We start from the raw sequence: 26,702 nt of genomic DNA on the forward strand, positions 1-26,702 counted from the left end.
CTACCTCGGTGATCAAAATATATGGGAGTAAGTCAGCATCAACTGATGGGCGTTGTAGTTATGTCCCTGGCTACCCAGGGTAATTAGCCCGGAAATGCTGCTGTCAGTAACTTCGGCATAGTTGGTGTCGTAGTAGCGCTCGTAGCGATAATCCAACCGCAGGGCATTGCGCGGATTAAGCTGATAAGCGGCGTAGCTCCGCACACTGTGGGACCAGTGGAAATAATCGCCATAGGTTCCCGTTGGTTGCTGTGCCTCGATATTGGTAACCGACTCACTTTCGCTGTACTGATAGTCCAGACCCAGTTGCAATCGATCGGCCATCAGCCCCTGCCAGATCACACCCGCGCCAAGATAATCAAAGCGATCCGCTACGCCGTAGCGCCAATCTGGAGCCGAGAAGCTCTGGGAGCCCGACTGAGTGCTGTCGATCCATTGCTGTCCACCAAACATCTGTAGATGGATCGCCTCATGGAGCTGCCAGGCAGCACTGAGGTCGTAGCTGAGGTTATCGGCTTCCAGCAAGCCGATGGCGGAGTTGCGGTAGTCATCCTGGGCATAACGGATATCGGCATCCAGGCTGAGTCCAGGCAGCGGGGCGTAACCCAGCTCCAAGGTCAGCTCGGTCCGGTCCCGATCTGCCAAGTAGTACTTACGCAACAGTGCGTTATCCTCCGAAGAGGTGGCTTCACTGGCCTGGAAACGGGATCCATCGCGCTGGCCATAGCTGGCCTTGAGGGCCACATCCAGGTTATCCACTGCCGTGATCCGGGTACGGGCAAAGACACTGTTGTCACGGGTCGTTTCCCGAGTCGCATAACTTCGCTCGGTCTGCTCGCCACGATAGCCAGCTTCAAGGCGAATGCCTTGATTGAGACGGGTATTGGCATCCAGGCTATAGCGGTGACGAGTGACGTCCAGGGGAGCATTTTCACGCAGACGACCATTAAAACTATCTAGGGTATAAGACTGCTCATAAGCCAGGACCTGAGTGCGGTTATCCCGATCACTGTAATCATAGCGAGCCGCCAACCGCACCCCGGCCAGGTCGCTGATCAGACGCAGATTGGCATTACGAGTCCGAACCTCAGCGTTAGCCTTGGTGATCCCATTGGGAACCCCTCCGAGCTCGACGAAGCTGGTGTCATTCTGGTACAGCCAACCTTGATTAACGCGAGCACTGAGCCGAGTTTTGCCGATGCGATATTGCCCGGACAGGTTCAACTGGTGCGCCTCATTGTCCGGTGCCAGTGCCTTAACCGCGCCTCGCTCACCGTTGTACAAACCGTCATAGCGGTTCTCAAACAATGAACCCTGGTAGCTCACTTGTGTCAGCCACCGCTGCCCACCAAGCTCAGCCCCCGCCTGAAAACGCTCGGTGGTGTGGTCCACCGGGGCACCAATGTTGACCGGAACTTTCAAGTTCACGCCAATACCTGTGACCGAGTCCCGACGCAAGCCGGTTTTGGTTTCATGGTCATAACGGGCATAAGTGCGCCAGTTCAGCTCATGGACCGTATCCTGCAACGCCAGTCCAACCCCTGCCCGCTCACGCTGCTGTGCAAGGGAAACCGTCAGTGGCTCATCGACATTCACCATATTTCGGCCATCAAACCCGAAATCGGTTTGTGCGATCGCCTCGTGATAACGCAGCTGACCGTAGTCCGCATCCAAACGCAGTGATCCGCGATCGATCCGAACAGCACCATAACCGTTATCCATACCCAGCTGATCGGCCTGCAGTTGCAGCCGGGTACTGCCCAGCAAAGCCCTGGCATTGGCATCGACGCCTGCGGCGAAGCCGTCACGACTGCCAAGCCGATCCGCGGCATGGTAATCATCGGCTTTAACGCTCCCCATGGCGACACTCACATGGCCAGCCCGTTGTGGACTATCACAACGTTTACAGTCCCAACCACTGGTATCGAGCCGGTCGGTATTCGCATCGGACAGACTAAAAGAGGCGTATGCCGGGCTTGCGATAACGGCCAGAATGGCAACGGCAGTCGGTGAGAGTTTCAGTTTCATCATGATCTCTCCTATTTATCCAGTCGGCTGCCAGCGGGGTGGTTAGACCCATGCACCTGACTGTGACAGTTGAGACAGCTTTGCCCACCCACAAACGCGGTGCCGACGCCGTCATACACTCGACTGGCATGGCCATCACTGGCATGACAGCTTTGACACAATTGCGGGGGACGACGGGTAAGCAGGGCTTCATTGACGCTGCCATGGACGCTGTGACAGCTGGCGCAATTATCGGTAACCGGCGCATGCTCCCACAGAGCCGGTCCACGCTTCTCCGCATGGCATTCAAAGCAGGTATCGTTGAGTGTTACCTGGGTTAAACCGGACTCCGTCATACTGCCGTGCGCACTGTGACAACTCGTACAACTCATGCTCGAACCCAGGGCGGCAAAACTATTGCTACCGGCCAACGGATGGCTGGAACGTTTAGCCATATCGGCCCTCTGACGGCGATGGCAACCCGTACAGGTGTCCACCTCTCCAGCCGGACTCAGAACGGGATCCGTCTTGGCGTGGATGGTATGACAATCGGCGCAGGCCAGATCGGCGCCGTCATGGCGACTGCCATGCCAATCGCCACGGCCACCGTCCTCATGACAACTCAGACAAACGGAGTTCTGCAACTGCCCACTGACGTTGGCCTTTTCACCGAAGGCGATCATCGGTTCATTACCGCCTCGATGTTTACCCTGTGGCCCGTGGCAGGTTTCACACTGCATCTTGGCCATCGGCGACTGGCTGCTTTGGATACTGCCGTGGGGGGTGGCGAACAGCTCGGTAAGTTGTTCATTCCGACCGTGACACATAAGACAGCCATCGGCCCCTTTGCGCGAGTACTGACCTTGCTCGAATTTCGCCAAGAGCTCGGCTTCAGCCTCCTGGGCCAGCACCGCGTGGCTTGGCAAGATCAGCAATCCAGCCATAACGCAGAGGGCAAATAGGTGTTTGGCGCGTTTCATAGGTTCTCTACTGCATAAGAAACGTGGAAAAGGTGTCCCCGATCCACCCACAGGCCACGAGTGAACTGATCTGTCGGTTTAGAGACGGTTTGGGCCTAAGCCGTGGCACGGAGTTTTACTGATGAAAAAATTTCGGAATGTCACTGAGGTTGCATTGTTAACGGACAGATACAAGATTCAGCGATGGCATCACAAAATGAGGTTGTCGGTGGTGGCGCCGGCCATTGTGCAGTAGGTAAAAAAACGCTCAAATACAGGGCATTAGAGTTAGTTATCTCCCCCAGTCCCCATTGAATAAACCAATCAAGCCTGATATTCGCGAAGATCAGCTCCTGCGGTTCCGGCGACAGAACTTATGTCAACGCAATCTGGCCTATTGGCTGGCGCTCAGCATCCTCCAACCCGCTCACCCTTACCGATCCCATGGAGTTGCTTTTGCCGATTTCCTGTAAAGAACCCTGCCCCCTCTCTTCCCGCCCCAAGTGGCAACAGAAACTCTGCGAGGGGGGCGTTCATCCAGACACCTTATCCAGACTGCAGGAGGGCAGTAGCTCTCTTCAACTGACAAAACGATCCCAATCCCTTCAGCTCAGCTTCGGCCTTGCCTGGCTCGATTCGGGAACCCTGTTACGTACCGTTGCGTTTCACGAGGGCACAGAAGTTGGCACCAGTCTGCTGTACTCCGGCCATTTCCTTTTCGGCAGCGATTTCTCCGAACCGGTTAACGCCAACCTGTACTACCGAAGCCTGGAAACAGCCCAGTTAACCCTCATCCCCCAGCAACTCCTCTTGAGCAACTGTGCCAAAGATCCAGCCTTACTCCGCTTTGTCTTTGAACACCGCCACCGCTACGAGCGCATGAGGGAAGACTTCTCCCTCCTGCGCATCGTCATCAGCAAAAAAGAGCATATCCTCCTGACTCTGCTCATGATCTTTTCCGCCAAGTTGCGTCGCGGTGAACAGCAGATCCGACTCACCATCGAAGATCTGTGCTCCATCAGCGGCGTCACGCGCCAGTACTGCGGCAAGGTTATCGCTGAACTGTCTGGCCAAGGCCTGTTAGACAATGATTACGGTTCGTTAAAGATCCGCGATTACAAGGGACTGAAGGCCCAGTTGGATCCCAGTGCTCGGTGCCACTATGACGCGATCAGAGCCAAACCCCTTTGCAAGCAATCTAAGCCAGACTGCCAGAGACCCGCCTTACACTGCCCAGCAAGTCACATTATCGAGTCAACATGTGCCAACCCGAGGGGTTCCATCACTCACTAGAAACCACAAGCACCTGAAAAACAAGCATATTTCTACAACCATGGTCCAAATGGCCGAGGTTTTCGAGGTGTAGATCAAAGTATCCTACCGGGGTGGCTCCTATAGTGGCTGGGTAAGGCGATTAACCAGGTTACCGACATGATTCCAGGTTGGAGCATGGACACCCTCGGCAGCTAGAGGGACAGTTCTCACAGTACCCGAAGAGCCTGCGATGGTTCACGGTTCAACTGGGAATGCCTGCCTCAGTGAGATCCGAGTCGACACTTGGAGTGAGATCCAGGGCTCAATTATGGCCAGCTCAAGGTTTTGAGCAATCAAGGATAAATGGAGTAATTCGATGAAAGAGTTTAACCAGAAAGTGGCGGTGATCACCGGCGCCGGAGGGGGCATTGGCCGTGAATTGGCTCTGCAATTGGCGCGTCAGGGGTGCAACCTGGCACTGGCTGACATCAGCGAAAAAAGCGTGGCGGAGACTCAGCGTCAGGTGCAGGAGTTCGGGATCAAGGCCTCCATGCACCTGGTCAACGTAGGTAATGCCGAGGCATACCAGTCCTTCGTGGACGAAGTAATGGACGCCCACGGTAAGGTGAACCTGTTGTTTAACAATGCCGGGATCACGCTGCAGCGCAGCTTTGAAAACCACAGCCTGGATGACTGGGAGCTGGTCCTGCGCGTCAACCTGTGGGGGGTGATCCACGGTTGTAAGTACTTCCTGCCCCATCTCAAGGCCGCAGACGAAGCCCACATCGTCAACCTGTCTTCCATGGCCGGTTTCTTGGGCCTGCCCAATCAAGCGTCCTACTGCGCCACCAAGGCGGCCGTCCGTGCGCTAACCGAAAGCCTCGGCGCCGAACTGTCGAAATTCAACATCGGCGTGACCAGCGTGCATCCGGGGGCCATTGCCACCAATATGATCCGCAACACTCTGGACCGCGCCGACGATGCGGCCAAGGCAAAGAAAACGCTGGCCACGGTCGAGAAGATCGCCATGCCCGTGGATAAGGCCGCCAGCCGGATCCTGTCTGCGGTCAACAAAAAATCCTTCCGGGTTCGCGTCGGTAAAGACTCCGTCCTGTTGGATCTGCTTAAGCGCTGGATGCCTGTGCTGTTGCACAAACTGATCATGCGCTCCATGAACAACCGAAAACAGCCAGCGAATCAGTCATAAGTGAAACGCCTGCCCTTCTTGGCACACTGTGTCACTGCGCCAAGAAAGGTTACTGTGGATCGCGGGATTGGGGGCGCCCTGCTCCCCTCTTCGTCTACCGGCAGCTTACGGAGTGGGTAGCCCCTAGGGGAATCGTCAGATTCTTCGCATGGGGCGCCGAGGAAACAGTCAGACCTCAGGCGAAGTCCAATCACTGCCGGAACGCATTGCCGTGATCAGCGCAGGCCGTGTCCGGAAGAACGCCAGGAGGAAAGGAATGGGGCAATGCACTTACTTCCGCCCTCTCTGGCATTCGATAACCTTCGCCATTAATGACCCTGCCTGAGTCCGACCAAAATCATCATGGGAACCAGGATCCCGGCAATGACGCCGGCCCACAGGCCCTTGAACAGGGAATAGCTGCCGGGGCTGAAGGTCTCTACGCCCACAATCCATAATCCCAACAGGGTGATAGGCGCCAGGATCAACAGGCCGGCACCGCCGAACAGCAGGCCATTTTTGAACAGGGATTGGGGGAAACGTGCCAGCAATGACATCAAGGGTGCGCCGGTGTTCAGCGCAACCGCATCCCGCTTGCCCGCGCGTACCTTTTTTCGCTGCACGGCGATCATGATCAGGGTCACGATAAAAGGCATCAAAAAGGCGGTGGCGAGCAGATCACCGGCAAAACCTTTATCACCGCCCCAGATCAAGGCATCACCGCCCTTAAGCAGCATCCAACTGATCCCGGCATTCAGTAATACATTGAGAAATACATTGAGTGCGACGTCTTTTTTAATGTGAGTTTTGGTCTGTCTGCTCATGCACATGGCGAGCTCTCCTCAGGGTTGAGCCTGTAGACTGGCAAACCCCGGATCCGGCTTCATCATTCGAATAGACGATGTGGGTGGCAATTTTCAATCCGGATAGGATCCCCCCTGATGCTGTGCCGGTAACGCTCTGTCGTACACGATATAAACACAAGGGCACTCCGCGTACGCAAAAACGCTACCGGTAATGGAATTCAGTCAAAGAAGGGGCAATCGAGTCGAGCCTGAAAAGCCTGAGAAGCCTGAGATCCCAGGGTAAGTGGCCCGCCTTAACGCGAGCCGATCCATTCGGGCAGCAGCGTCAGAACGTCGCCCAGTGAGGGACTGATCGCCAGGGCCTGGCGTCGTACGTCGTCCGCCGGTGTCTGCCTGTCCGGCACCATCACCGCCCGGCAGCCTGCGCCAATGGCGGCGCGCATGCCGTTGTTGGAGTCCTCCAGCGCCAGTGTCTGCCCGGGGGTGACGGCCAGCTGCTCACAGCCGAGCAGATAGCAGTCCGGCGCAGGCTTACCGTTTTGCACCGAGTCGCCGCAGACATGGGTATCGAATCGGTGCAGGTAGCCACTGCCGGCGAAGTTGTGCTCCACATCCGGCCAGTGGGAGGAGGTGACGAGGGCCCGCTTGATCCCGCGCTGCTCCAAGGTGTCGAACAGGGCTTCGAATCCCGGCTGAAACTCAAGTCCCTGCTGGCGAAGCTCATGAAAATGGGTGTCGCGCTCCCTGCGGTAGCGCTCGACATCCAATCCCGGGCCGAGCTGCTCGAGGATGCGAGGCTCGAAGTGGGCCCGCTTCATTCCGATGGTGGAGCGGTACAGGGCCAGATCCAGGCTTCGTCCCTGCAGCCTTGCCGCGTGTTGCCAGGCCTGCTCAAAATGGGCTTCGGTGTTAAAGATCAGCCCGTCCATGTCGAACAAAACGGCACGCAGGCTCATGGCGCCTCCTGACTGAGATCGATGGCGGTTTCAAACTTGACCGTACGCAACGACACCGAGGTGTGGAACTTGCGGATATTAAAGTCGGTGCGCAGGGTGTTTTCCACGAAGTCCTCGTAGGTCTGAATATCCTTGACACAGACGATGATCATAAAGTCGTAGCTGCCGGAGATCTGGTAACACTGGGTAACCTGTGGGGCCTTCATGATGGACTGACGGAACAGGCGGTAGATATCGTCCCGATCCCGCTCCATCTCGATGGAGACGATCAGCGTCATATTGTTGCCCGCCAGCTCAGGATCGATGCGGGCAACATCGGCGATGATCACCCCGCCTTCGCGCAGGCGTTTGACCCGCTTGAGGCAGGCCGGCGGCGACAGGCCCACTTCGGCGGCCAGTTCCACATTGGGGATCCGATTGTTGCGCTGCAACAACGCCAAAATTCGCCGATCCAGACGGTCTAACTCCACATTTCTCTCCAGCATCAATTTACCCAACTCAATGTCATGAAGCTTACCAAATGAGAAACTTTGCGACCATTGTTTGGCAAAATACAAAATTTAATTAATCACCGTCTGCGTATCCTATGCGTCCTCTTTTCAACCATTTTTGTCCGGCAGTGACTTGCTCAAAGCACTACCGGGCCTTTTTATGCAAGTAGGTAACAATGGCAAGCGTGGCACGGCAGTGTGGACACTCGGTAAAGCAGTTCTTCGGTGAAGTCACCTCTGTGGTCTGGACCCTGTTTAAGGTGATGATCCCGATGATCATCTTGGTCAAGATCATTGAGGAACTTGGCGGTATCGAGCTGCTCGGCCAGTGGCTGGCCCCCCTGATGAATGGCATAGGTTTGCCCAAGGAGATGGGGATCGTCTGGGCCACGACTCTGGTGACCAATATCTACGGCGGTTTGCTGGTGCTGATGGATCAGTCGGTGGCGCTGTCGGTATCCCAGATCACCGTGCTGGCCAGCCTGATGTTGCTGGCTCACGGCCTGCCTGTGGAGGGTGCCATCGCCCGCAAAGCGGGCAGCCCGTTGTGGGTGACCCTGTTGGTGCGCATTGGCGGCGGCCTGCTGTTTGCCTGGCTGCAGTTCCAGTACTACCGCTGGTCCGGCAGTGGCCAGGAGATGGTGCAAATGGCGTGGCAGCCAGACGCCAGCGGGGATGGCAGCCTGCTCGGCTGGGCCATGACTCAGCTGCAGAATCTGGCGATGATCGTCGTGTTGATCACCGTGCTGATGGCCACCCTCAAGCTGCTTAAGGCGCTCGGCATCGAACGAGTTATGGCCTTTATGCTGCGCCCGGTATTTAGGCTGCTGGGCGTCGGCCAGGCCGCAGCCAACCTGGCCATCATCGGCATCACTCTTGGGGTGTCCATCGGCGGCGGCTTGTTGATCAATGAGGCTCGAAAGGGCGAAGTCTCCGGCTACGATCTCTTCATCACCGTCATGTTGCTTAACCTGATGCACAGCATGATCGAGGACACCCTGTTGCTGCTGCTCATTGGCGCCGACTTCAACATGGTGTTCTGGGGACGCATGGCGTTCTCCATCACCCTGGTGTTCCTGGTCTCCCTGGTGGTACGGGCGCTCAGAGAGCCCACCCGCCAGCGTTATTTGTACCAGCCGGTCGGGGCATAACGGCGCTCACCGGACCCATGGCCGGCTGAGTAAAAAATGCTTGAGCTCACCCCAACTTGAGGTTGTATAGTGCGCCCCGTCATTGTCGCGCTGTTTCGACAATGGGCATGCATGGATCAACAGGAGATCAAGGTGAGCGAACAACAGGCCGGTACAGTTGTCGGCACAAAAGAAACATTGAAGGCGCATCTGGGGGCCTTTACCGCCACACTGCTGGTGGCGGGCTCCTTCCTGGTCTCCGCCCGCCTGGCCGACACCATCAACCCCATCTCACTCACCCTGCTGCGTTTCGTCCTGGCGGCCCTGTGCCTGGCCCCCTGGGTCTTGGCCAAACCGGGCTACCGGCGGGCCATCGTCACTACCCTGCCCCGGGCAGCGTTGATCAGCCTGTTCTACGCCCTGTATTTCATCGGCTTCTTTGAAGCGCTCAAATCCACCACCACCCTCAACACCGGCACCCTGTACACCCTGGTGCCCTTCGTCACGGGCCTTTTGGCCTTCGCGGCCTTCGGCCAGGCGATGCCCAAGCGTCAATGGCTGATCTATCTGATCGGCGCGTTAGGCACCGTCTGGGTGGTGTTCGGCGGCGATCTCAATGCCCTGCTGGCCTTCGAGTTCAATCCCGGCGACCGCCTGTATATGCTCGCCGCCCTGTCCATGTGCTGCTACTCCATCGCGATGAAGACGCTGTACCGCAACGACTCTGTGCTGGTGCTGAGCTTCTGCACCCTGCTCACCGGCGCACTGTGGATGAGCGCGGCACTATTCATGGCGGGCCAACCGCTGCAGTGGGACCAGTTGGCCATCGGCGACTGGCTGGATATGGCCTACCTGGCGGGACTGGCAACGCTTGTCACCTCCTACCTGTTTCAAAAGACCACGCTAGTGATCGGTCCGAAGAAAGTGATGGCGTACATCTATCTGAATCCGGCGTTGGTGGCAGCCATGGTGTGGCTGTTTTTGGGGATCCGCATCCCCCTGGCCGTGCTGCCGGGGATCGCCCTGTCGGCGTTGGCGACGGTTCTGCTGCAGCAGCAGCGCAGTTAGTCTCGATCACCGCCCTGCCCTACCGCAGTCATCCAAAGTGCGGTGATCAACTGCTAGCCTTACTCTTTGAGCGCGGTGATCGACAGGATCCCCTGCCGGTCCGGACCAGAGGAGTCACACGCGATGGCATTAGCAAAGATCGTCCAGCGGGGCTGGGAAGCGGTCGGGGCTGGAGAGTTCGATGCCCTGGTGGCGGATTACGTGGAAGATATGCGATTTATCATGCCGGGACAGACGGATCGGCTGTTGGGGCGTTCGGCCTTTCGCGCCGCCCTCGACGGCCTGGCAACGCTGCTGCCGCCGGGTTTCGAGATCACCGGACTGCGTCACCTGGAAGGAAACAATGAAGTGGTCTCCATCGTCGAATGGCGCAGTGACAAGGTGGCCGAATCGCAACTCTCCGTCCTGTTCACATTCCGTGGCGATAAGATCGAGGAAGAGCGCTGGTTTGTCGATACCGAGCAATGGAAGGGGGCCTTCTAACTCACTCAGGGAGTGTCTGACGTTTATGCCCGCTCATCTTTGGGCGACTCCATCACCACATGGGTACTGATGGTGGACACCTGAGGCAGCATACCCAGCACTTCGCTGTGAAAATGCTTATAGCTTTTCAGATCTCGGGTTTCGACCCGCAACAGGTACTCGTATGCGCCGGTGACATTGTGACACTCCAGCACCTCCGTGGATTGGGTAATGGCTTGCTCAAAGCCCTTTTGCGCTTGCTTGGTATGTTTGGACAACGAGATGGTCACGTAGGCGACAAAGCCCACGCCCAGCTGCTGGTTATCCAACACCGCCCGGTAGCCTTTGATCACCCCTTGGCGCTCCAGCTCCTGTACCCGACGCAGGCAGGCGGAGGGAGAGAGTCCCACGCTGTCCGCCAGCTCGGCGTTGCTGATCCGACCGTTCACCTTGAGTGCTTGCAATATTCTGTCGTTATGGCTGTCTTTTTTCATGGTTTATTGCACGTGGACACTTGTCACTAGACAATAAATGCAACCATTCACCTTGGGAAGCGGCTTAAGCTATTAATCACAATTTACAACTTCATGGAGAGGTAGGGATGCCACTGGAGATCCTGCTGGCCCTGTCGCTGTTTGCCCTGGTGTCGGCCATCACGCCGGGGCCCAACAACATGCTGTTGCTGACCTCCGGGGCCAACTGGGGCGTTGTCCGGACGCTGCCCCATATGCTGGGGGTGATCTTTGGCTTTTCGCTGATGGTGATCTTGGTGGGCATTGGCGTGATGCAGTTGTTTGAGCGTTTTCCACTGAGCTATCTGCTGCTCACCACGGCCAGTGTGCTCTACCTGCTGTACCTGGCCTATCAGATCGCCACCTCGGCCGCCCCCAAAGCCAATGGGAAAGGCCGAGCTAAGCCGATGAGTTTCCTCCAGGCGGTGATGTTTCAGTGGGTCAATCCCAAGGGCTGGACCATGGCGCTGACCAGCATCAGCCTGTATGCCCCGGGTCGCGAGTTCGGCGCGATCCTCTGGGTGTCGCTGGTGTTTGCTGTGGCGAATCTGCCGTCGGCGAGCCTATGGACGGTGCTGGGCCAGCAGATGCAGAAGCTGCTCGGCAGTGAAACCCGGCTTCGAACCTTTAACCTGTCGATGGCGCTGCTGCTGGTGGCGTCGATGATCCCCATGCTGCTGCCCATACTCGCTCCGCTGTCGGGCAAGCTGTGAGTGTGCACCACTGGCTAACCGTAAATTAAGCCTTCGGCTCTGCTGTGCCGATTCTTATGCGGATCACCGGCACTCGGGTGCCGGTGATGGCTTTGCTTCGAACGCCGTCGACACCCCCTAACGTAAGGCTGAGCCTGTGATGGTGCCAGAGCAGGCTTCGCCCATAACGGAAACACTCAAATGGGCAATACGAGAAATCTCTCTATCCTTGATGGCTGTTCGCAACGACCGCGTTTGACGCTAGCTGAGCAGAAGGTATCGAGGCGTGTTATTGCCATTAGTGACGGTACTGTTGCAGGTAGCTTTCGGTGATCTGGCGCAATCGGGCTTTATCATCCTCGGCAATAAAGCTGGCTTCGATGGCGTTGAAGGTAAATTGAGCGATCTCATCACAGCTCATCGGATGGGCCTCGGCCACCGCGATAAAGTTATCCTTCATATAGCCACCAAAGTAGGCGGGATCGTCGGAGTTGAGGGTGACACACAAACCCCGACGCAGTAACGCGACCACATTGTGTTGACCCATATGGTCAAACACCTTGAGTTTGGTGTTGGACAGGGGGCAAACGGTCAGCGGGATACGCTGCTCACGAAGTTGCTGCATCAACACAGGATCCTCGACACAACGCACGCCATGGTCGACCCGGCTCACGCCCAGTAGCGTCAATGCATCGACGATATTTTGCGCCGGTCCCTCTTCTCCGGCGTGAGCGACGGTGAGAAAACCGTGCTGCCGGGCCTGACGAAAGACCCGCTCAAACTTCTGCGCAGGATGGCCGATCTCGGTTGAGTCCAGGCCGATGCCGATGATCTTATCTTGGTGAGGCAACGCCTGTTTCAACGTCTCAAGCGCTGAGTCTTCATCAAGGTGACGCAGGATACACATGATCAGCCGACTGCTGATCTGCAGCTGAGACTCGGCCTGTTTGAGGGCCCGATCGATGCCATTTACCACGGTCTCGAAGGCGATCCCCCGGGCGGTGTGGGTCTGGGGATCGAAGAAGATCTCTGTGTGCATGACGTTATCGTCGGCACAGCGCAGCAGATAGGCCCAGGTCAGATCAAAAAAGTCCTGCTCGTGGATAAGCACATTCGCCCCCTGATAATAGATATCGAGGAAAGATTGCAGGTTGTTGAACTGGTAAGCATCACGCACGGCTTGCGGACTGTCGAAGGGGATAGAGACCTGATTGCGTTGGGCTAATTCGAACATCAGCTCAGGCTCCAGCGAGCCTTCGATATGCAGGTGCAGTTCGACTTTGGGTAAACCGTGGATAAAGGATCTCATAATGGGCTCTCGATCTAAAAAATCAGACAAAAAGCTCTTCTGCTTGCAGGAGAAGGATCAAACATACAAAGAGAAAAGCCATAGATAACTTCACTCTTCGTAATCAGGATTTATCGGATCCTGGTAGAGACCCCCGAACCCTATTATCGGGGTTATACGAAGTGCTTTGGCCCGGGCATTCGCCCCACACCAAATCGCGCCAATCTTCCCATCTTTTGTTGCGGCCCGCAAGCCAGGGCGTTGCCCGAGCAACACCTGGCCGTCACGTCCGCCAATAATCGGATCATCGCGGCGGTGCCGGCCAGTACAGAGAGAGAACCACGACTTTGATGGGCGCAGACGAGATGGGATCTCCGATCCCCTTGTCACTGCAACAGGGCATTTACTCTGCGTAGTCCACTTGTCGGTATACCCTCTCCTGCGGATCTGGGTGGGCCATACCGTCCATGGGGATCGGCAGGCGCTCGTATCGCACCATCAACTCTGGCTCCAGCGGAGCCAACTCAAACGGCAGTACCATGTCCGGAGGGAGCCTGGCGACGTGATACGCCAGTGACAGCAACTGCTGGGGCTCGGCATTGAGCTTTGTCCAACTTCGGGCACCACCCAGGCTGCCCTTGGCATGATAAGGCACCAGATCCGGATAACGCGCCAGCGTATCGGCATCCACCGGCAGATCATGATGGTACGCGCACAGGGGCAACACCTTGAAATGGGCGTCCGGTTTGGTGCGGCCGTCGAGGTGATGCAGGGAGATCACCGGGCTGTAGCGGCCATGAATGGCGCAGCACAGGCAGGGCAGCTGGCCGATGGCATCCATCGCGCGGCGCTCCGCAGCGGTAGCCATGCGGCCGGTCATCCCCGGGCCTCGGTTGGCCTTGGGCTTGATGCCTGCACGATTTTGCAGCGGCTTGCTGTTTTTCAACCCTTCGCCTTTTCGCTGCAATGGTGCGTTTTGCTTCAACGTGCTGTGCTGCGCCACCCCAGATCCGGTGAGACGACTGCGACTCTCCATCGGCTTCTTGTTAACCAGAGGCTTGCGCTGCCGCACCGGCTCCGCCCTGCGTTGCAGCGGGGCACCCTGACTGAGTGAAGCACTTTGGCTGAGCGATCCCTTGCTCGACAAAGGGCTCTGATTGGCCAACCCCTTCCCGTTGGCCAAAGGTTGTTTATTGACCAAAGGCTTACGCTGTCGCACCGGCTCCGCCCGGCGTTGCAGTGGGGCACTTTGCGTCAGCGTGCCGCCGCTTACCAAGGGTTTCTTGTTAGCCAATCCCTTGTTATTCGTTAACGGCCTCTTGTTGGTCAGGGGAGTCTTGCTGACCAGAGACGCTTGCCCCCGAAAACCCTCGCCGCCTTGTGGTGACGGCGCCCCCCCTTCGCTGCGGGTATCACGCCGTGCCTGGGCCTTAAGCTGTGCCCGCTCCCGCGCCTGTAACTGCTTTTCCCTTTGAGCGGCAATGTGTTCGGGATCGGTCATTTTTGCACGTTGACGAGCGATGGCACGCTCCTTGGCTTCCTGAGCCTTTTGCAAGGCGCGGGCACGTTTTTCTTCGAGGGTGAGCTTGGCCATAAAACAGCGACGGGATCCCTAAATCGGTATGAACATAAGCGATTGAAACCGGCATCCAAGGATGCGGGGTGGAGACGCTACCATGTATATATATACAGGTAAATTACCCGTCGACGAGGAAGGTCAAAAAGCCAGCCATCTGGCTTTTTTTCATTCAGAAATCGCCATTTAGCTCAGATCTTGAGCCTCAAATGGTCAGCATCTTTGGATAGCGTCCGCACAACCACACTGGGGCTCGGTCACTGAAGGCAATCGTCATTAAGCACTGCAGGCACTGGAAGCATCAGCCATTCGGATCGCCTTTCACGCCAGTGTCTCCAACCCCGAATGGGTTGACTTACCGTTAAGGCGGTATGACCCCCTGGGTCAAGCCTCGCACTTCTTTACGTACCCTTTCGTAGCCAAAGATTGAGCAGCCGTTCGCCATGATATAAGTGAATGATGATGTTCATTTTATTGGCAGTGATAGCCAAGGAACTCATTTTTAAGAGCTTTGAGCGCTTGCGGAGACAGGAGAGGTCCCTCGAACGCCCGGCTCAATGGACGAACAACCAATAAGAAAAGCAGTTATGACACAACATTTGCGTTTCCCTTCCCATCGCCTGAGTCGGGCGATCACACTGGCGCTGGCCGTCGGCTCCGCTTCCCTGATCGCCGGCTGCGGCAGCCAGCCAGAAGTTCCCAGCAGCACGGCCTTGAAGAACATCGAGCGAATACAGGATACGCTTCATCTGGCGGACTGGGCCTTCGACGGACAGCAAGCCGATTGGGTTGCGGCGGCTCAGATCGCCGGTAAATACGCGGTGGCCGACGCCCAGGGTGAGCGGATTGAGATCCGCAATATTCAGCAAAAACTCAAGTACAGTCTGGATCGCGATGCCATCAAAGCCGCAGTCCCCGGGCTCAACCTGGCCGAGGAAAACGCCCTGTGTGGCATGGCGTTCTCCTCCTCCGGCCGTTTCCTCTACCTGGCCCTGTGTGGCACCGGTGAGGGGCAGGACAAGGACGCCATCCTGGCCTTTAACACCAACACCCAGAGCCTGGATCTGATGGACCGTGTCACCCTGTCCAAGCAAGACGGCGGCCGCTTTGGCATAAGCTACTTCAAGGGGGAGCTGTTTGTCGGCAGCGATGCGGGACTCTACCGTTACCCCGCAAAGCGCAATACCGTCGCGCTCGGCGAGGCCAAGGGCAACCGAACCCTGATCCAAAGCGACGCACCCATCAATGGCGTGGCCGTGGATATGGTCGCGCGCAATGTGTACGCCAGCACCGAGCAGGGCCTGTATCGCGTGGATAACGATAAGCTGACGTTGGTTGCCGAACAGCCGGGCTTAACCGGTTTGAGCATGGGCCGAGTGTTTGGCGCCCAGGGAGAAGGCGGACTGTTTGCCCTCAAAGGCGATCAACTGCTGCGCGTCGAGTTGGCAAATTTGCGCAGTGGTAAAGCCGTTGAACTGAGATCTTTTGCGCAGCTCAACGGTGCGCAGAGCATCGCCGCCACCGCCGATGGCCGCATGCTGCTGGCGGGCGAGCAAAGCCGTTTGCTGTATGACGCCAGCGACAAACGCCTGAGCTATGAAGACTGGATGCGCAATGAGCTGGACAGCTACCTGACCGCCATCAAGAGCCTGGTGGTGCACGGTGGCATGGACGGCACCAGCACCCTGACCGGCAAAGCGGGTTTGCTCAATCGCGGCATTGGCGCCAAGGATGCGGGGCCGATCCAGTGGCCTATCGCCGATAACGTCGGCTGGGCGCTGTTTTTGCTGATGGCGATCGATCAGGTCGCGCCGGATCCGGACATCGAGAAGATCGTCGAGCTGCTCATTCAGACCCACGCAGGCCTGAACCCGGACGGTCACGGTGGCGAGCGAACCGTCGATGGCCACTTTGTCCGGGTCTACAACCGCGATGGTGATCCCTCATTGGGCATGCACCGACACGGCTATCCCAATTCTCAGCCTCAAGTCTACGTCAGCATGAAATACCTTCCGGCGGCCTACAAGGCGGCGGAAATGTACCCGGATAATGCAAACCTGCAGATCTACAAAGAGTATCTGCGCCAGCTGGTGAAACGCTCCTCCGACACCATCCGGGCCGAGCAGCGCATCACCTGGACCAACGATGATCACGGCCCGGTGGACATCAACAACCGAATGTCCAACGAGACCTGGATCTTCGGCGATATCGGCGCCGCGCAGGATCCCACCGTGTCCACCGACTATCACACCTACAGCTATGATCGCGACAGCTTCAAGGTGGACAACTGGCTGGTGGGTGAGCCGGTGATCCTCGCCTCCCACGCCGCCTTTATCGTCAATGGCGCCACCCTGATCCTCAACCACCACTTCGACGGCGATGGCTGGATCGATCAAAACACCAACTACTACGGCATTACCATGGCCACCACGGATGAGGATGGCTTCCCCTACTTCGCCGCCTTCTCCGCCGGTAACCACCCAGGTTGTCCCGGTGAGAAGGCCACCCGGGAGCGGCCCTGTGGTTATTACAACGAAGGTCCGTCGGATCACCCCCACAACATCATCCATTTCCCCGCCGTCTTGGGCCTGGGCCAGCACGGCCACAGCGCTCCCATGGTGGGTGGCTACATGGCCTATCGCGACGGCCTGCGCCAGGAGATGAACAACGCCGCCGGTGGCGATGAGATCCAGATGTTGACCCGCTGGTCCATGGACTTGCCGAACTTCGTGATGAATGGCGTCGGCATCGCCGACTTCTGGTATGGCGGCATTGGTCTGGTGGAAGCGATCATGCCGGGCACCATCGCCAAGCTGCGTGGCGACTTCTACCGGCCCTACGTCAAGGAGCAAGATGGCCAGTTGCTCTACTCCAATATGACGCCCCGCCGGGTGATCGGCATCGACGCCGACGGTTCGCGCACCGAGTACGGTTTCCAGATGGCGCCTTTCACTCTGCCGCGATCCCATGCCGAGTATGAGGTGATCGATCCGGAAGGGGATTGGATCGAGCTGGAAGATCTGGTGGCCCAGCTGGACGGCAAGCCGATGCGCTTCACCAACCCGCAGTTCGAGCGGGGCCTGGAGGCCTGGCAGGTTCAGGGCGACGCCAAGGTGATCGATGGCGTGGGTAGCAAGGCCGTGCAACTGTCCGGCGACAGCCTGATCAGTCAGCCTCTGGCACTGGCGATGGACTTGGACGACACCCGCTTCGTGGTGCGCGCCCAGGGCCGCATGCTCAAAGCCGATGGCGATGCCAGGGGCGTGCTGCGCACCCGTTGGTCAGTCGATGGCACCCTGGAGACACTCGTGGGTGAGGCCACCGAAAGCCAGGCGCTGACCGCTGACAATGTGCAGGACGCACTGGTGCTGAAGAGCCACAAGCCGGCTGGCGCCAACTACCTGCACCTGGAGTACGTCTCCGAGCAGGGCCAGTTTGCCTTTGAGAGCCTCGCGGTGATGCGTCGTGGTGCGGACTCCGGCCTGGCCAATGGCGACTTTGCCCAGGGCGGGCAACACTGGCAGTTGAAAGGGCCACAAGTGGTGACAAAGCCACAACGGGCCACCGCCGGTGACAAGGTACTGCGCTTTAACCGCAGTGCCGGTGACACTGGCTGGCAGAGCGCTAGCCGGGAGATCGATGTGTCGGTGGATCCTCTGGGTACCCGCTACCTGGTGCGTTTCGATGCCAGCACCGAGGGGGAGGACTTTAAGTTTGAGGTGAAGGCCGACTTCTATGACGCCGAAGGCAATCGCATGGTGGAGCGCCGGGACATCGGCGATATCCTGCCGGGCCATGAAGGGGAGCGGGTCGCAACCCTGCGTAAACGTCCGGGTTACCACAAGATGGTGCTGACCCTGCAGATGCAGCGCACCAATGCCAAGAGTCAGGGTGAAGCCAGCGTCTTTGTCGATAACGTACGGCTGGACAAGGAGCGCCTGTTCCACGCCGCCGAGTGTGTCGAAGACAGCCCGACCAATTGCCTGCCGTCGCAGCATGCCCGCCAAGGTGAGCAAACGGCCAAGCGTTAAATCTCAGCCATGATCCATTGAAACGCCGCCACTCATTCCGAGTGGCGGCGTTTTCCTTTCTGGGTATCATTCATCTGGTGAACCGTTGGGGGATGGCTATCGGCTTTGAACCTGGGCTCCGCCAGTTTCACCCTGTACTCGGCCCCATTAGGTGCCCCCGGCACCACCCGTTCCCCCCCTTAGTCCTTTGACGTTCGCCGCCGCAGTACGCGCGCCCCGTTTTCGACGAGCATCAGGCTCGTTGTCACCATCAGCCCCAGACTCATCAGTGCCATCAGCCAGGCAAAAGGGGTGTTAAAGCTGCCCTGGTTAAAAAGATCCATGAAAGCAGGCTGAACATCCAGTCAGCCACCACGAAGGCCACATAAACATCTCCCTTTGCCTGAGGCAGAGCATCAAATAATGGAACTCAGAGGGAATAAGGCGAGCTAACAGCGACGCTTTTAACTGGATGGCAGTGGGGAAGCCGTCTTGCGATCCAAAGCATAAGAAAGGGGGCCCCCCTCTAAAGAAGCCCCTTGACCCACCAGTCCAAGGGGGCAGATCACAGGAATAATAAAAGGGCTGCATTGGCCAAATTTTCTAATGTCGTCAAGCGCCTCCACTTGTTGCCTTGGCCGCTGTGGGTACACTCAGGTTACGACAAACACAATGAAAACAATAACGGTAACCATGACCCCTTCCCAGAACTCTCTTATTGCCGGCGCGGTGGCCCTCGGCCTCGCCAGCCCCGCCATTGCCACCGAACCATCACAGCCCAATATCATCGTCATCTACTCGGATGATCAGGGTATGGGTGACGTCGGCTATCACGGCGTCGATGACATCAAAACCCCGAATATCGACAAGCTGGCCGCCGGCGGCGTTCACTTTCCCCAGGCCTACGTGTCTGCGTCGGTCTGTGGCCCCTCCCGTGCGGGCCTGCTCACCGGGGTGTACCAGCAGCGCTTCGGGGTGTATGGCAACTTCAAAACCACCCAGATCCCCCATGAACAGCCGATGATGACGGCCATGATGAAGGAGTTTGGTTACCAGACCGGTGTGGTGGGGAAATGGCATATGACCCGCCTGACCGGCACGCCCAATGAGCGTGGCGCCGACTTCTTCTACGGCTTTATCGGTGGCTCCCACGACTACTACAAGTCCGATGCCGAAGAAGGCGGTAAGCCCTGGTTGTCCCCCATCTATCGCAACGAGGTGGCCGAGCCGCCCATTCAGGAGAAGAATGGCTACCTGACCGAGCTGTTTACCGAGGAAGCGGTTGGCTTTATCGAGCGCAATGCCGACAAGCCTTTCTTCCTGCACCTGGCCCACTTTGCCGTGCATCACCCCTGGACGGTGCCCCAGTCTTACGTCGATCGGGTACAGCACCTGGATGCGGGTGACGAGCGTAAACTGTTTGCCGGCATGGCGCTGGCCATGGATGACGGGATCGGAGAGGTGATGGAGACGCTGAAGAAGCACGATCTCTACGACAACACCCTGATCTTCTTTATGAGTGACAATGGCTCTCCACGGGGCCAGGGTTTCGCCCAGCCACGCACCAAACAGCGTGGCGAGACCACCATGTCCAGTCCTGGGATCTATAACGGCTTTAAGGGTGATACCTATGAGGGCGGGATCCGGGTGCCCTTCGTGATGCACTGGCCCGATGGGTTACCGGCGGGGGCAGTCTATGAGCATCCGGTGATCAATCTGGACATTATGGCCACCATTAACGCCATCCTGGGTGGCAAAGAGGGCGGTGCCGGTCCGGTTCCCTTTGATGGGGTCAATTTGATGCCGTATTTGTTGGGGGAAAAACCGGCCGAGGCCAAGCCCCATGAGACCCTCTACTGGCGTCGGGATATGGATTACGCCATGCGCGACGGCGACTGGAAGATGACCTGGAACGATCAATCCGGCCCACAGACCATACGCCTGTTCAACATCGCCGAAGATCCGGGCGAGTGGAACGATCTGGCCTTCAAGATGCCGGAGAAAACCCAGCAGATGAAAGACAAGTTCGATGCCTGGGAAGCTGAGCTTCCCGTCAATGAACACACCAAAAAGCGCACCAACCGCAACTATGACTACCACAAGGGCCACCGGGTCAATGTGATGAAGTTCAATAACGAGATGTCTCAGCAGTAGACACTTGCCCCGGACGCCGTCGATCTCTCAATGAGGGCGGCGTCCTGCGGTAGCCAACAGGCACGAACCCAGAGCCCATGGATTCATTCCTTGCTACCAGATCCGCCTCCCCTCTTTTCACCGTCGATTTCACCCCCTGCGCCTTCGATGCAAGGCATTGGGAAAGAGACTGTGCTTGAATCCTGGCTCATCGCCGCCGACACAAACAAAACCTTTACTTTCACAACTTTAATTTCCAACGGTTCTCCTCCCCTAATCCAACACGTAGAATCAAAATCCCGCGCTCTAGGTTTGGACAATAATGAAAACAATCCGCATCTTAGGCCCTTCTCTTATCGCCAGTGCACTGGCGGTCGGCCTCGCCCCGCCAGTCTTAGCAGAGACACAGCAACCCAACATCATCGTGATCTATTCGGATGATCAGGGGATGGGCGATGTCGGCTATCACGGCGTCGAGGACATCAAAACCCCAAATATCGACAAGCTGGCCGCGGGGGGCATTCATTTTCCCCAGGCCTATGTCTCTGCGTCTGTGTGTGGCCCTTCCCGTGCCGGGCTGCTGACTGGGGTGTACCAACAGAAAATGGGGGTTTACGGTAATTTTGATCAGAGTTTGATCCCCCATGATCAGCCCATGATGATGGAGATGATGAAGGGGTTTGGCTATAAAACCGCGGTGATCGGCAAATGGCACATGGGAACGCCAACCGGTTCGCCCAATGAACGGGGGGCCGATTTTTTCTACGGCTTTCGTGCCGGTTCCCACGACTATTACAAGTCCGATGCCAAACCCGGTGGCAAGCCCTGGCTCTCCCCCATCTATCGCAACGACATTCCCGAGCCGCCGATCCAGGAGAAGAACGGTTTCCTGACGGAGCTGTTCACCGACGAGGCCGTGGCCTTTATCGATCGCAACGCCGACAAGCCTTTCTTCATCCACCTCGCCCACTTTGCCGTGCACCATCCCTGGACCGCGCCTCAGCCCTACATCGACCGGGTACAAGATCTGGACGCCAGCGACACCCGAAAGCTGTTTGCCGCGATGGCGCTGGCCATGGACGATGGGATCGGTGAAGTGATGGAGGCGCTGAAGAAGCACGATCTCTACGACAACACGCTGATCTTCTTTATGAGTGACAATGGCTCTCCGGCGGGTCAAGCCAACCATCAGCGCGGCCAGCACACCATGTCCAGCCCCGGGATCTACAACGGTTTCAAGGGTGATACCTACGAGGGCGGCATTCGTGTGCCGTTTTTGATGCATTGGCCGGCAACCTTGCCGGCCGGTGGCGTCTATGAGCACCCGGTGGTGAATCTGGATATCATGGCCACCATCAATGCCATCCTCGGCGGTGCAGAAGGGGGCACAGGCCCGCTAAAGCTTGATGGAAAAGATCTCATGCCCTATGTGCTGGGCGCCAAGCCCGCCACTGAGAAACCCCACGAGACCCTCTACTGGCGTCGGGATGAGGACTACGCCATTCGCGACGGCGACTGGAAGCTGACCTGGAATGACGATCACGGCCCACAAACCATTCGTTTGTTTAACATCGCCGAAGATCCGGGCGAGTGGCACGATCTGGCCTACAAGATGCCGGAGAAAACCCAGCAGATGAAAGATAAGTTCGATGCCTGGGAGGCGACCTTGCCGATCAATAAGCTCAGCGACAAACCCACCAATCGCAACTTCAACTACGACAAGGGCCACCGGATCAATGTGATGAAGTTCAATACCGAGATGGGCGTTCAGTAAACACCGACGTCTCACTCTCCTAAAAAGCGGGTGTAGCCTGATGTCGCTCTACCCGCTTTTGCTTTTTCCCGAGGCAGCCATTCGCAGAGCATGGCGGTCGACCCTTTCCGTATCGCTGAATGGAGTGTGCGTGACGCTTTGTGGCATCGACGCAAGCAAGGCAGCCCACCCTTGCGAGGAATTAGTTGACCAAGTAAACTAAATACCCTCTAATAGCCGCTATCCGACTGCCGTGAGGTGCCTTCGATGCCCAATGATCTGCACACCATCCACCAGGATCTGATGGATCTGGCCCTCTACTTCAGCAACAGCTGCTGTCAGGGTGACACCTGCGACGAGTTCTCCCTACTGGAGTTCAAGGCGCTGCGCCATATCCAGAACCAGCCCTGCTGCCCGGTGCAATCCATCGCCCAGACCCTGAACATCAGCAAAAGCGGTGCCACCCGACTGGTCAACCGCCTGATCAAGCGGGAGCTGATCGAGCGTACTGTCTGTGATGAAGACGCACGCATCCGCCTGCTGAAGATCAGCCCCTGCGGCCAGCAGTGTCTGGAAGCGGTGGATCGGTTCCAGAGCGAACGCATGACCCAGTTGCTGGAGCGGGTTAAGGGCATCGATGCCTGCGACATTAAGACCGTCCTGCGGGCGTTGGCCAAAGCGATTTAACGCCCGCTGAGCAACCGACAGACCCACGAAGAGCAAACGGAAGCTGCCGCTTAGAGCGGACAACCTCCTAATTTTTTCCGCAATTAGTTGACGAAATCAATTAAATGGTTGACGTCGTCAACTGAACCGCGATGAACAGAGAAAGCCATAGGATCACCATGAGCCCCATTCCTTTTCAGCAACGACTCGAGCAGTTGCGTGACTTCCCCTCGGTGTTTGCCGGCATCCGCCGTGGCATCGAGAAGGAGGCGTTACGGGTGCAGCCCGATGGTCAGCTGGCTCAGACCGCCCACCCCAAGGCGCTGGGCTCGGCCCTGACCCACCCCAACATCACCACGGACTTTGCCGAGGCGCAGCTGGAGTTTGTCACCCCGGCGCTCACTGAGCCGAAGCAGGCGCTCGACTTCCTGGCAGATCTGCACCGCTATACCGCCGCGCACCTGGCCGATGACGAGGTGTTGTGGGGTGCCAGCATGCCCGCTGGCCTGCCGGCTCAGAGTGAGATCGCCCTGGCCCAATACGGCAGCTCCAATACCGGGCGGATCAAAACCCTCTATCGTCGTGGCCTGGCCAACCGCTATGGCAGCGCCATGCAGACCATCAGTGGCATCCACTACAACTTTTCCCTGCCCACCGAGTTCTGGCAACAACTGCATGCCTGGGACAACAGCCCCCTGCCGATGACGGAGTACATCTCCGCCGGTTACTTTGCGCTGATCCGCAATGTGCAGCGCCATGGCTGGTTGATCCCATACCTGTTTGGTGCCAGCCCGGTGCTGGACCGCACCCTGGTGCAGGGCGTCAGTGACGAGACGCTGGTCCAATACGATTTCGACACCCACTTGCCGGACACCCTGGCACTGCCCTGGGCCACCTCCCTGCGCCTGAGCGATCTGGGTTATACCAGCGAAGCTCAGTCGAAACTGACGATCCGTTACGACAGTCGCGAGACCTACCTGGCCGATCTGACCGCCGCCCTGCTCAGCCCCAGTGACGCCTATCGTCACCTGGGTCGCCAGCAGCAGATCAACAGCCATGTCCTGCAGCTGGAGAATGAACTCTACAGCAGCATCCGGCCCAAACGGATCAGTCAGGGCCAGCGTCCACTCTACGCCCTGTGCCGGGATGGGGTGGAGTACATCGAGCTGCGCAGCCTGGACATTAACCCCTTACTGCCACTGGGACTGGACGAAGCCCAGAGCCACTTTATCGATCTCTTCCTGACCGCCATGGCCCTGCTGCCCAGTCCGATGATCTCGGACGCCGAACAGACGGTGATCGACGACCGCCTCAAGCGGGTGATCCACCGCGGCCGTCAGCCCGGCCTGACGCTGCCCATCTTTGACGAAGCAAAGCACGACGCCACCGGCCAGACACCGGAGCAGCCATTGGAAGCTCTGGGGCTGGAACTGCTGGATCAGATGGCCGAGCTGGCCCGGTTGCGGGACCAACAAAACGCCGAGCGGGGCGAGGATCCCCTAGGCTTGCAATGGATCCTCACCGCGCAGATGGCCAAGCTGATGGATCCCGCGCTGACGCCGTCGGCGCAGATCCTGGCCCAGCTGAATGGATCATCAGCGCAGGACGCACCCGGGCCCTGCTCCTATCGTCAATGGATGACCGACTTGTCGCAACAGCATACTCAGGCATTTGCCCGCCAGGCGAAACAGCCCGAGGCGCAGGCACGCATGAGTGAGCTGACGCGCTTGGCTCCCGACTCCCTGGCTGAGCAGGCCGAGTTGGAAGCCCGGCCACAGCCGAACTTTGATGAGGTCGTCGCGGCGCAAGCCCTGCTGAGTCCGGAGCAGGCCAGACAACACTGCGCGGCGGCAACGACCGACCACGACACCCAGCCCAGCCTGCAGGAGGCCTGTTAAATGGGACTGCTTTGGCACCTACGCCACTACATCCGACCCTACGCCGGACGCTACCTGCTGGCCTTTGTCCTGCTGCAGGTGGTCGCCGCGCTGAATCTGCTACCCCCCTGGTTGATCGGCCGGGTGGTGGATGCCATCAGTGAAAACACCCTCACCGGCCCCGAGCTGGCCCTACACCTGGGGGCCATCGTCGCCGCCGCGTTTGCCATGTATGGCCTGCGTTTTGGCTGGCAGACCCTGCTGTACGGCGCCTCCATCAAGATCGCCGCCACCATGCGGGCCGATCTGTTCGCTCACTTTACTCGCCAGAGCCCGGCGTTTTATCAGCGCCACAGCAGTGGCGATCTGATGGCCCACGCCACCAATGATCTCAAGGCGGTGGAGCAGGCCACCGGCGGTGGCATTATGGTGATGGTCGATTCCCTGGTGGCCGGCTTTACCGTGCTGTTTGGCATGGTGTTTGTCGTCAGTGGCGAGCTGAGCCTGGTGGCCCTTTTGCCCTTCCCGCTGCTGGTGTGGTTTACCCACCTGTACGGCGGCGCGCTGCACAGCCGCTTCGCCACGGCCCAGGGACGCTTCTCCGCCTTTACCGAGGAGGTGCGGGAAACCGTGTCCAGCATCCGCGCGGTACGGGCCCACGGCATTGGCGAGCGCCAGCAGCAACGCTTTGCCGAGGCCACCGACGCCACCTTCGACGCCAATATGGCGGTGGCGCGGGTGGACGGCCTGTTCTGGCCCACCATTCAGGTGATCTACGGCCTCTCCTTTGTCATCGCCCTACTGTACGGCGCCTGGATGATCAGCCTGGATCAGCTCACCGTCGGCCTGCTCACCAGTTTCACCCTCTACCTGGCCCAGTTGCTCGGCCCCCTGTTGCAGTTTGGCTGGCAGTTCAACATCTTCCAGCGTGGCGCCGCGTCCTGGGACCGATTGCAGAACATCTTGCGCCAGCGGCCGGAGATCACCGATGGCGATGCCGAGCTGAGCGCCGGCGCCTTTGACGCGATCCACTTCAATCTGCCCACCTTCCACTACCCGACTGCGGGGAAGGAGGTGGACAGCGAAAAGCATCCGACAGTGCCGCAAACCGTGTTACACGGTATCGATCTGCGGGTGAAACAGGGCCAGTTTATCGGGATCACCGGGCCCACCGGTGGCGGCAAGAGCACCCTGATGAACCTGTTGCAGCGCCACTACCCACTGCCCACCGGCGCCAGTATTGAGATCGGCGGCCAACCCGTTGAGCGCTACACCCTGGACTCGCTGCGTCAACGCATCGCCTGGGTGCCACAGCAATCGCAACTGTTCTCCGGCACCATCGCCGCCAACATAGGTTTCGCCCGGCCCCACGCCACCCAGGCGCAGATCGAGCAGGCGGCAAAACTGGCGGGGATCCACGATGAGATCGTCGCCTTCCAACAGGGCTACCAGACCCTGCTGGGGGAGAACGGGATCAACGTCTCAGGCGGACAGAAACAACGGCTCAACCTGGCCCGTGCCCTGCTCAGCTGCCTGATCGGCGAGCAAGAAGGCACGCCCGGTGCCGATATCCTGCTGCTGGATGACGCCTTCAGTGCGCTGGATATGAAGACCGAGGCGGCGATCCTCGCCCACCTGCGCGAGCACTTTCATCGCCACTCGGACAAGACCGTGATGCTGATCACCCAGCGTCTGCCCGCCCTGGCCGAGGCGGATCAGATCTGGGTGCTGGATGAAGGTGTGGTTGTCGAGCAGGGCACCCACGCCGAGCTGATGGCCCAGGGTGATCTCGAGGGCGGCTGGTACCGCAAGATCTTCATCCAACAAAGTCGTCTGCTGGGCGCCAAGGAGTCAAGCCGATGAGCCGGAGTCACAA

The 26,702-nt window shown here is 58.3% G+C and carries 21 protein-coding genes and 1 riboswitch; of the genes, 12 read left to right on the forward strand and 9 right to left on the reverse strand.

The window, feature by feature from the left end:
* Positions 1–12 precede the first annotated feature (12 nt).
* Together AC2D8U_RS01690 and AC2D8U_RS01695 are read right to left on the reverse strand one after the other, a co-directional pair.
* Positions 13–2,031, reverse strand: a complete 2,019-nt coding sequence (locus tag AC2D8U_RS01690) for an MtrB/PioB family decaheme-associated outer membrane protein (protein ID WP_484617301.1) — start codon at positions 2,029–2,031, stop codon at positions 13–15.
* Positions 2,032–2,039: 8 nt separating this feature from the next.
* Positions 2,040–2,987, reverse strand: coding sequence for a DmsE family decaheme c-type cytochrome (locus AC2D8U_RS01695; RefSeq protein WP_484617302.1), 948 nt, complete (start codon positions 2,985–2,987; stop codon positions 2,040–2,042).
* A 435-nt stretch (positions 2,988–3,422) separates the two neighbouring features.
* Here AC2D8U_RS01695 and AC2D8U_RS01700 point away from each other — a divergent pair, with 435 nt between their 5' ends.
* Positions 3,423–4,259: a Crp/Fnr family transcriptional regulator gene (locus AC2D8U_RS01700; protein ID WP_484617303.1), complete on the forward strand. Its 837-nt coding sequence runs from the start codon at positions 3,423–3,425 to the stop codon at positions 4,257–4,259.
* Between the two features lie 337 nt (positions 4,260–4,596).
* Positions 4,597–5,427, forward strand: coding sequence for an SDR family NAD(P)-dependent oxidoreductase (locus AC2D8U_RS01705; protein WP_484617304.1), 831 nt, complete (start codon positions 4,597–4,599; stop codon positions 5,425–5,427).
* Positions 5,428–5,735: 308 nt separating this feature from the next.
* Here the strand turns inward: AC2D8U_RS01705 and AC2D8U_RS01710 are convergent, their stop codons facing one another.
* The 3 genes from AC2D8U_RS01710 to AC2D8U_RS01720 all read right to left on the reverse strand — a co-directional run bounded on the left by AC2D8U_RS01710 (position 5,736) and on the right by AC2D8U_RS01720 (position 7,638).
* Entirely contained in the window at positions 5,736–6,230 is a 495-nt protein-coding gene (locus AC2D8U_RS01710) for a hypothetical protein (RefSeq protein ID WP_484617305.1), read from the reverse strand.
* A 275-nt stretch (positions 6,231–6,505) separates the two neighbouring features.
* On the reverse strand, positions 6,506–7,168 hold the full coding sequence (locus AC2D8U_RS01715; protein WP_484617306.1) for an HAD family hydrolase: 663 nt from the start codon (positions 7,166–7,168) through the stop codon (positions 6,506–6,508).
* The gene (locus tag AC2D8U_RS01720; protein WP_484617307.1) at positions 7,165–7,638 is read right to left on the reverse strand and encodes an Lrp/AsnC family transcriptional regulator; all 474 of its coding nucleotides are present in this window, start codon (positions 7,636–7,638) and stop codon (positions 7,165–7,167) included. Before AC2D8U_RS01720 ends, AC2D8U_RS01715 begins: the two co-directional genes overlap by 4 nt.
* A 197-nt stretch (positions 7,639–7,835) precedes the next feature.
* Here AC2D8U_RS01720 and AC2D8U_RS01725 point away from each other — a divergent pair, with 197 nt between their 5' ends.
* From AC2D8U_RS01725 to AC2D8U_RS01735, 3 genes are all read left to right on the forward strand, one after another.
* Entirely contained in the window at positions 7,836–8,810 is a 975-nt protein-coding gene (locus AC2D8U_RS01725) for a nucleoside recognition domain-containing protein (RefSeq protein WP_484617308.1), read from the forward strand.
* 132 nt (positions 8,811–8,942) lie between these two features.
* Positions 8,943–9,857, forward strand: coding sequence for a DMT family transporter (locus tag AC2D8U_RS01730; RefSeq protein WP_484617309.1), 915 nt, complete (start codon positions 8,943–8,945; stop codon positions 9,855–9,857).
* A gap of 123 nt (positions 9,858–9,980) precedes the next feature.
* Entirely contained in the window at positions 9,981–10,340 is a 360-nt protein-coding gene (locus tag AC2D8U_RS01735; protein WP_484617310.1) for a nuclear transport factor 2 family protein, read from the forward strand.
* A 23-nt stretch (positions 10,341–10,363) separates the two neighbouring features.
* Here the strand turns inward: AC2D8U_RS01735 and AC2D8U_RS01740 are convergent, their stop codons facing one another.
* Positions 10,364–10,813 carry an Lrp/AsnC family transcriptional regulator gene (locus AC2D8U_RS01740; RefSeq protein ID WP_484617311.1) on the reverse strand — a complete coding sequence of 150 codons (450 nt, stop codon included), beginning with the start codon at positions 10,811–10,813 and terminating at the stop codon, positions 10,364–10,366.
* A 107-nt stretch (positions 10,814–10,920) separates the two neighbouring features.
* Here AC2D8U_RS01740 and AC2D8U_RS01745 point away from each other — a divergent pair, with 107 nt between their 5' ends.
* Positions 10,921–11,544, forward strand: a complete 624-nt coding sequence (locus AC2D8U_RS01745; RefSeq protein ID WP_484617312.1) for a LysE family translocator — start codon at positions 10,921–10,923, stop codon at positions 11,542–11,544.
* Between the two features lie 277 nt (positions 11,545–11,821).
* Here the strand turns inward: AC2D8U_RS01745 and AC2D8U_RS01750 are convergent, their stop codons facing one another.
* Entirely contained in the window at positions 11,822–12,832 is a 1,011-nt protein-coding gene (locus AC2D8U_RS01750) for an adenosine deaminase (protein ID WP_484617313.1), read from the reverse strand.
* Positions 12,833–12,912: 80 nt separating this feature from the next.
* A riboswitch (purine riboswitch) is annotated at positions 12,913–13,012 on the reverse strand.
* 202 nt (positions 13,013–13,214) lie between these two features.
* Complete coding sequence (locus AC2D8U_RS01755) at positions 13,215–14,405, reverse strand: Ref family recombination enhancement nuclease (protein ID WP_484617314.1); 1,191 nt, start codon at positions 14,403–14,405, stop codon at positions 13,215–13,217.
* 569 nt (positions 14,406–14,974) lie between these two features.
* Here AC2D8U_RS01755 and AC2D8U_RS01760 point away from each other — a divergent pair.
* Positions 14,975–18,418, forward strand: coding sequence for a hypothetical protein (locus tag AC2D8U_RS01760; RefSeq protein ID WP_484617315.1), 3,444 nt, complete (start codon positions 14,975–14,977; stop codon positions 18,416–18,418).
* A 651-nt stretch (positions 18,419–19,069) separates the two neighbouring features.
* Positions 19,070–20,551, forward strand: a complete 1,482-nt coding sequence (locus AC2D8U_RS01765) for a sulfatase family protein (RefSeq protein WP_484617316.1) — start codon at positions 19,070–19,072, stop codon at positions 20,549–20,551.
* 83 nt (positions 20,552–20,634) lie between these two features.
* Here the strand turns inward: AC2D8U_RS01765 and AC2D8U_RS01770 are convergent, their stop codons facing one another.
* On the reverse strand, positions 20,635–20,790 hold the full coding sequence (locus AC2D8U_RS01770) for a hypothetical protein (RefSeq protein ID WP_484617317.1): 156 nt from the start codon (positions 20,788–20,790) through the stop codon (positions 20,635–20,637).
* Between the two features lie 62 nt (positions 20,791–20,852).
* Between AC2D8U_RS01770 and AC2D8U_RS01775 the strand changes: the two genes are divergently transcribed.
* The 4 genes from AC2D8U_RS01775 (at position 20,853) to AC2D8U_RS01790 (ending at position 26,689) form a co-directional block, all read left to right on the forward strand.
* Positions 20,853–22,304 carry a sulfatase family protein gene (locus AC2D8U_RS01775; RefSeq protein WP_484617318.1) on the forward strand — a complete coding sequence of 484 codons (1,452 nt, stop codon included), beginning with the start codon at positions 20,853–20,855 and terminating at the stop codon, positions 22,302–22,304.
* 246 nt (positions 22,305–22,550) lie between these two features.
* Positions 22,551–22,970: a MarR family winged helix-turn-helix transcriptional regulator gene (locus AC2D8U_RS01780; protein ID WP_484617319.1), complete on the forward strand. Its 420-nt coding sequence runs from the start codon at positions 22,551–22,553 to the stop codon at positions 22,968–22,970.
* Positions 22,971–23,101: 131 nt separating this feature from the next.
* Positions 23,102–24,847, forward strand: a complete 1,746-nt coding sequence (gene gshA, locus AC2D8U_RS01785; protein ID WP_484617320.1) for a glutamate--cysteine ligase — start codon at positions 23,102–23,104, stop codon at positions 24,845–24,847.
* Positions 24,848–26,689: an ABC transporter ATP-binding protein gene (locus tag AC2D8U_RS01790; RefSeq protein WP_484617321.1), complete on the forward strand. Its 1,842-nt coding sequence runs from the start codon at positions 24,848–24,850 to the stop codon at positions 26,687–26,689.
* Positions 26,690–26,702: the final 13 nt, after the last annotated feature.

It is taken from the genome of Ferrimonas sp. YIN67 (assembly GCF_057219095.1).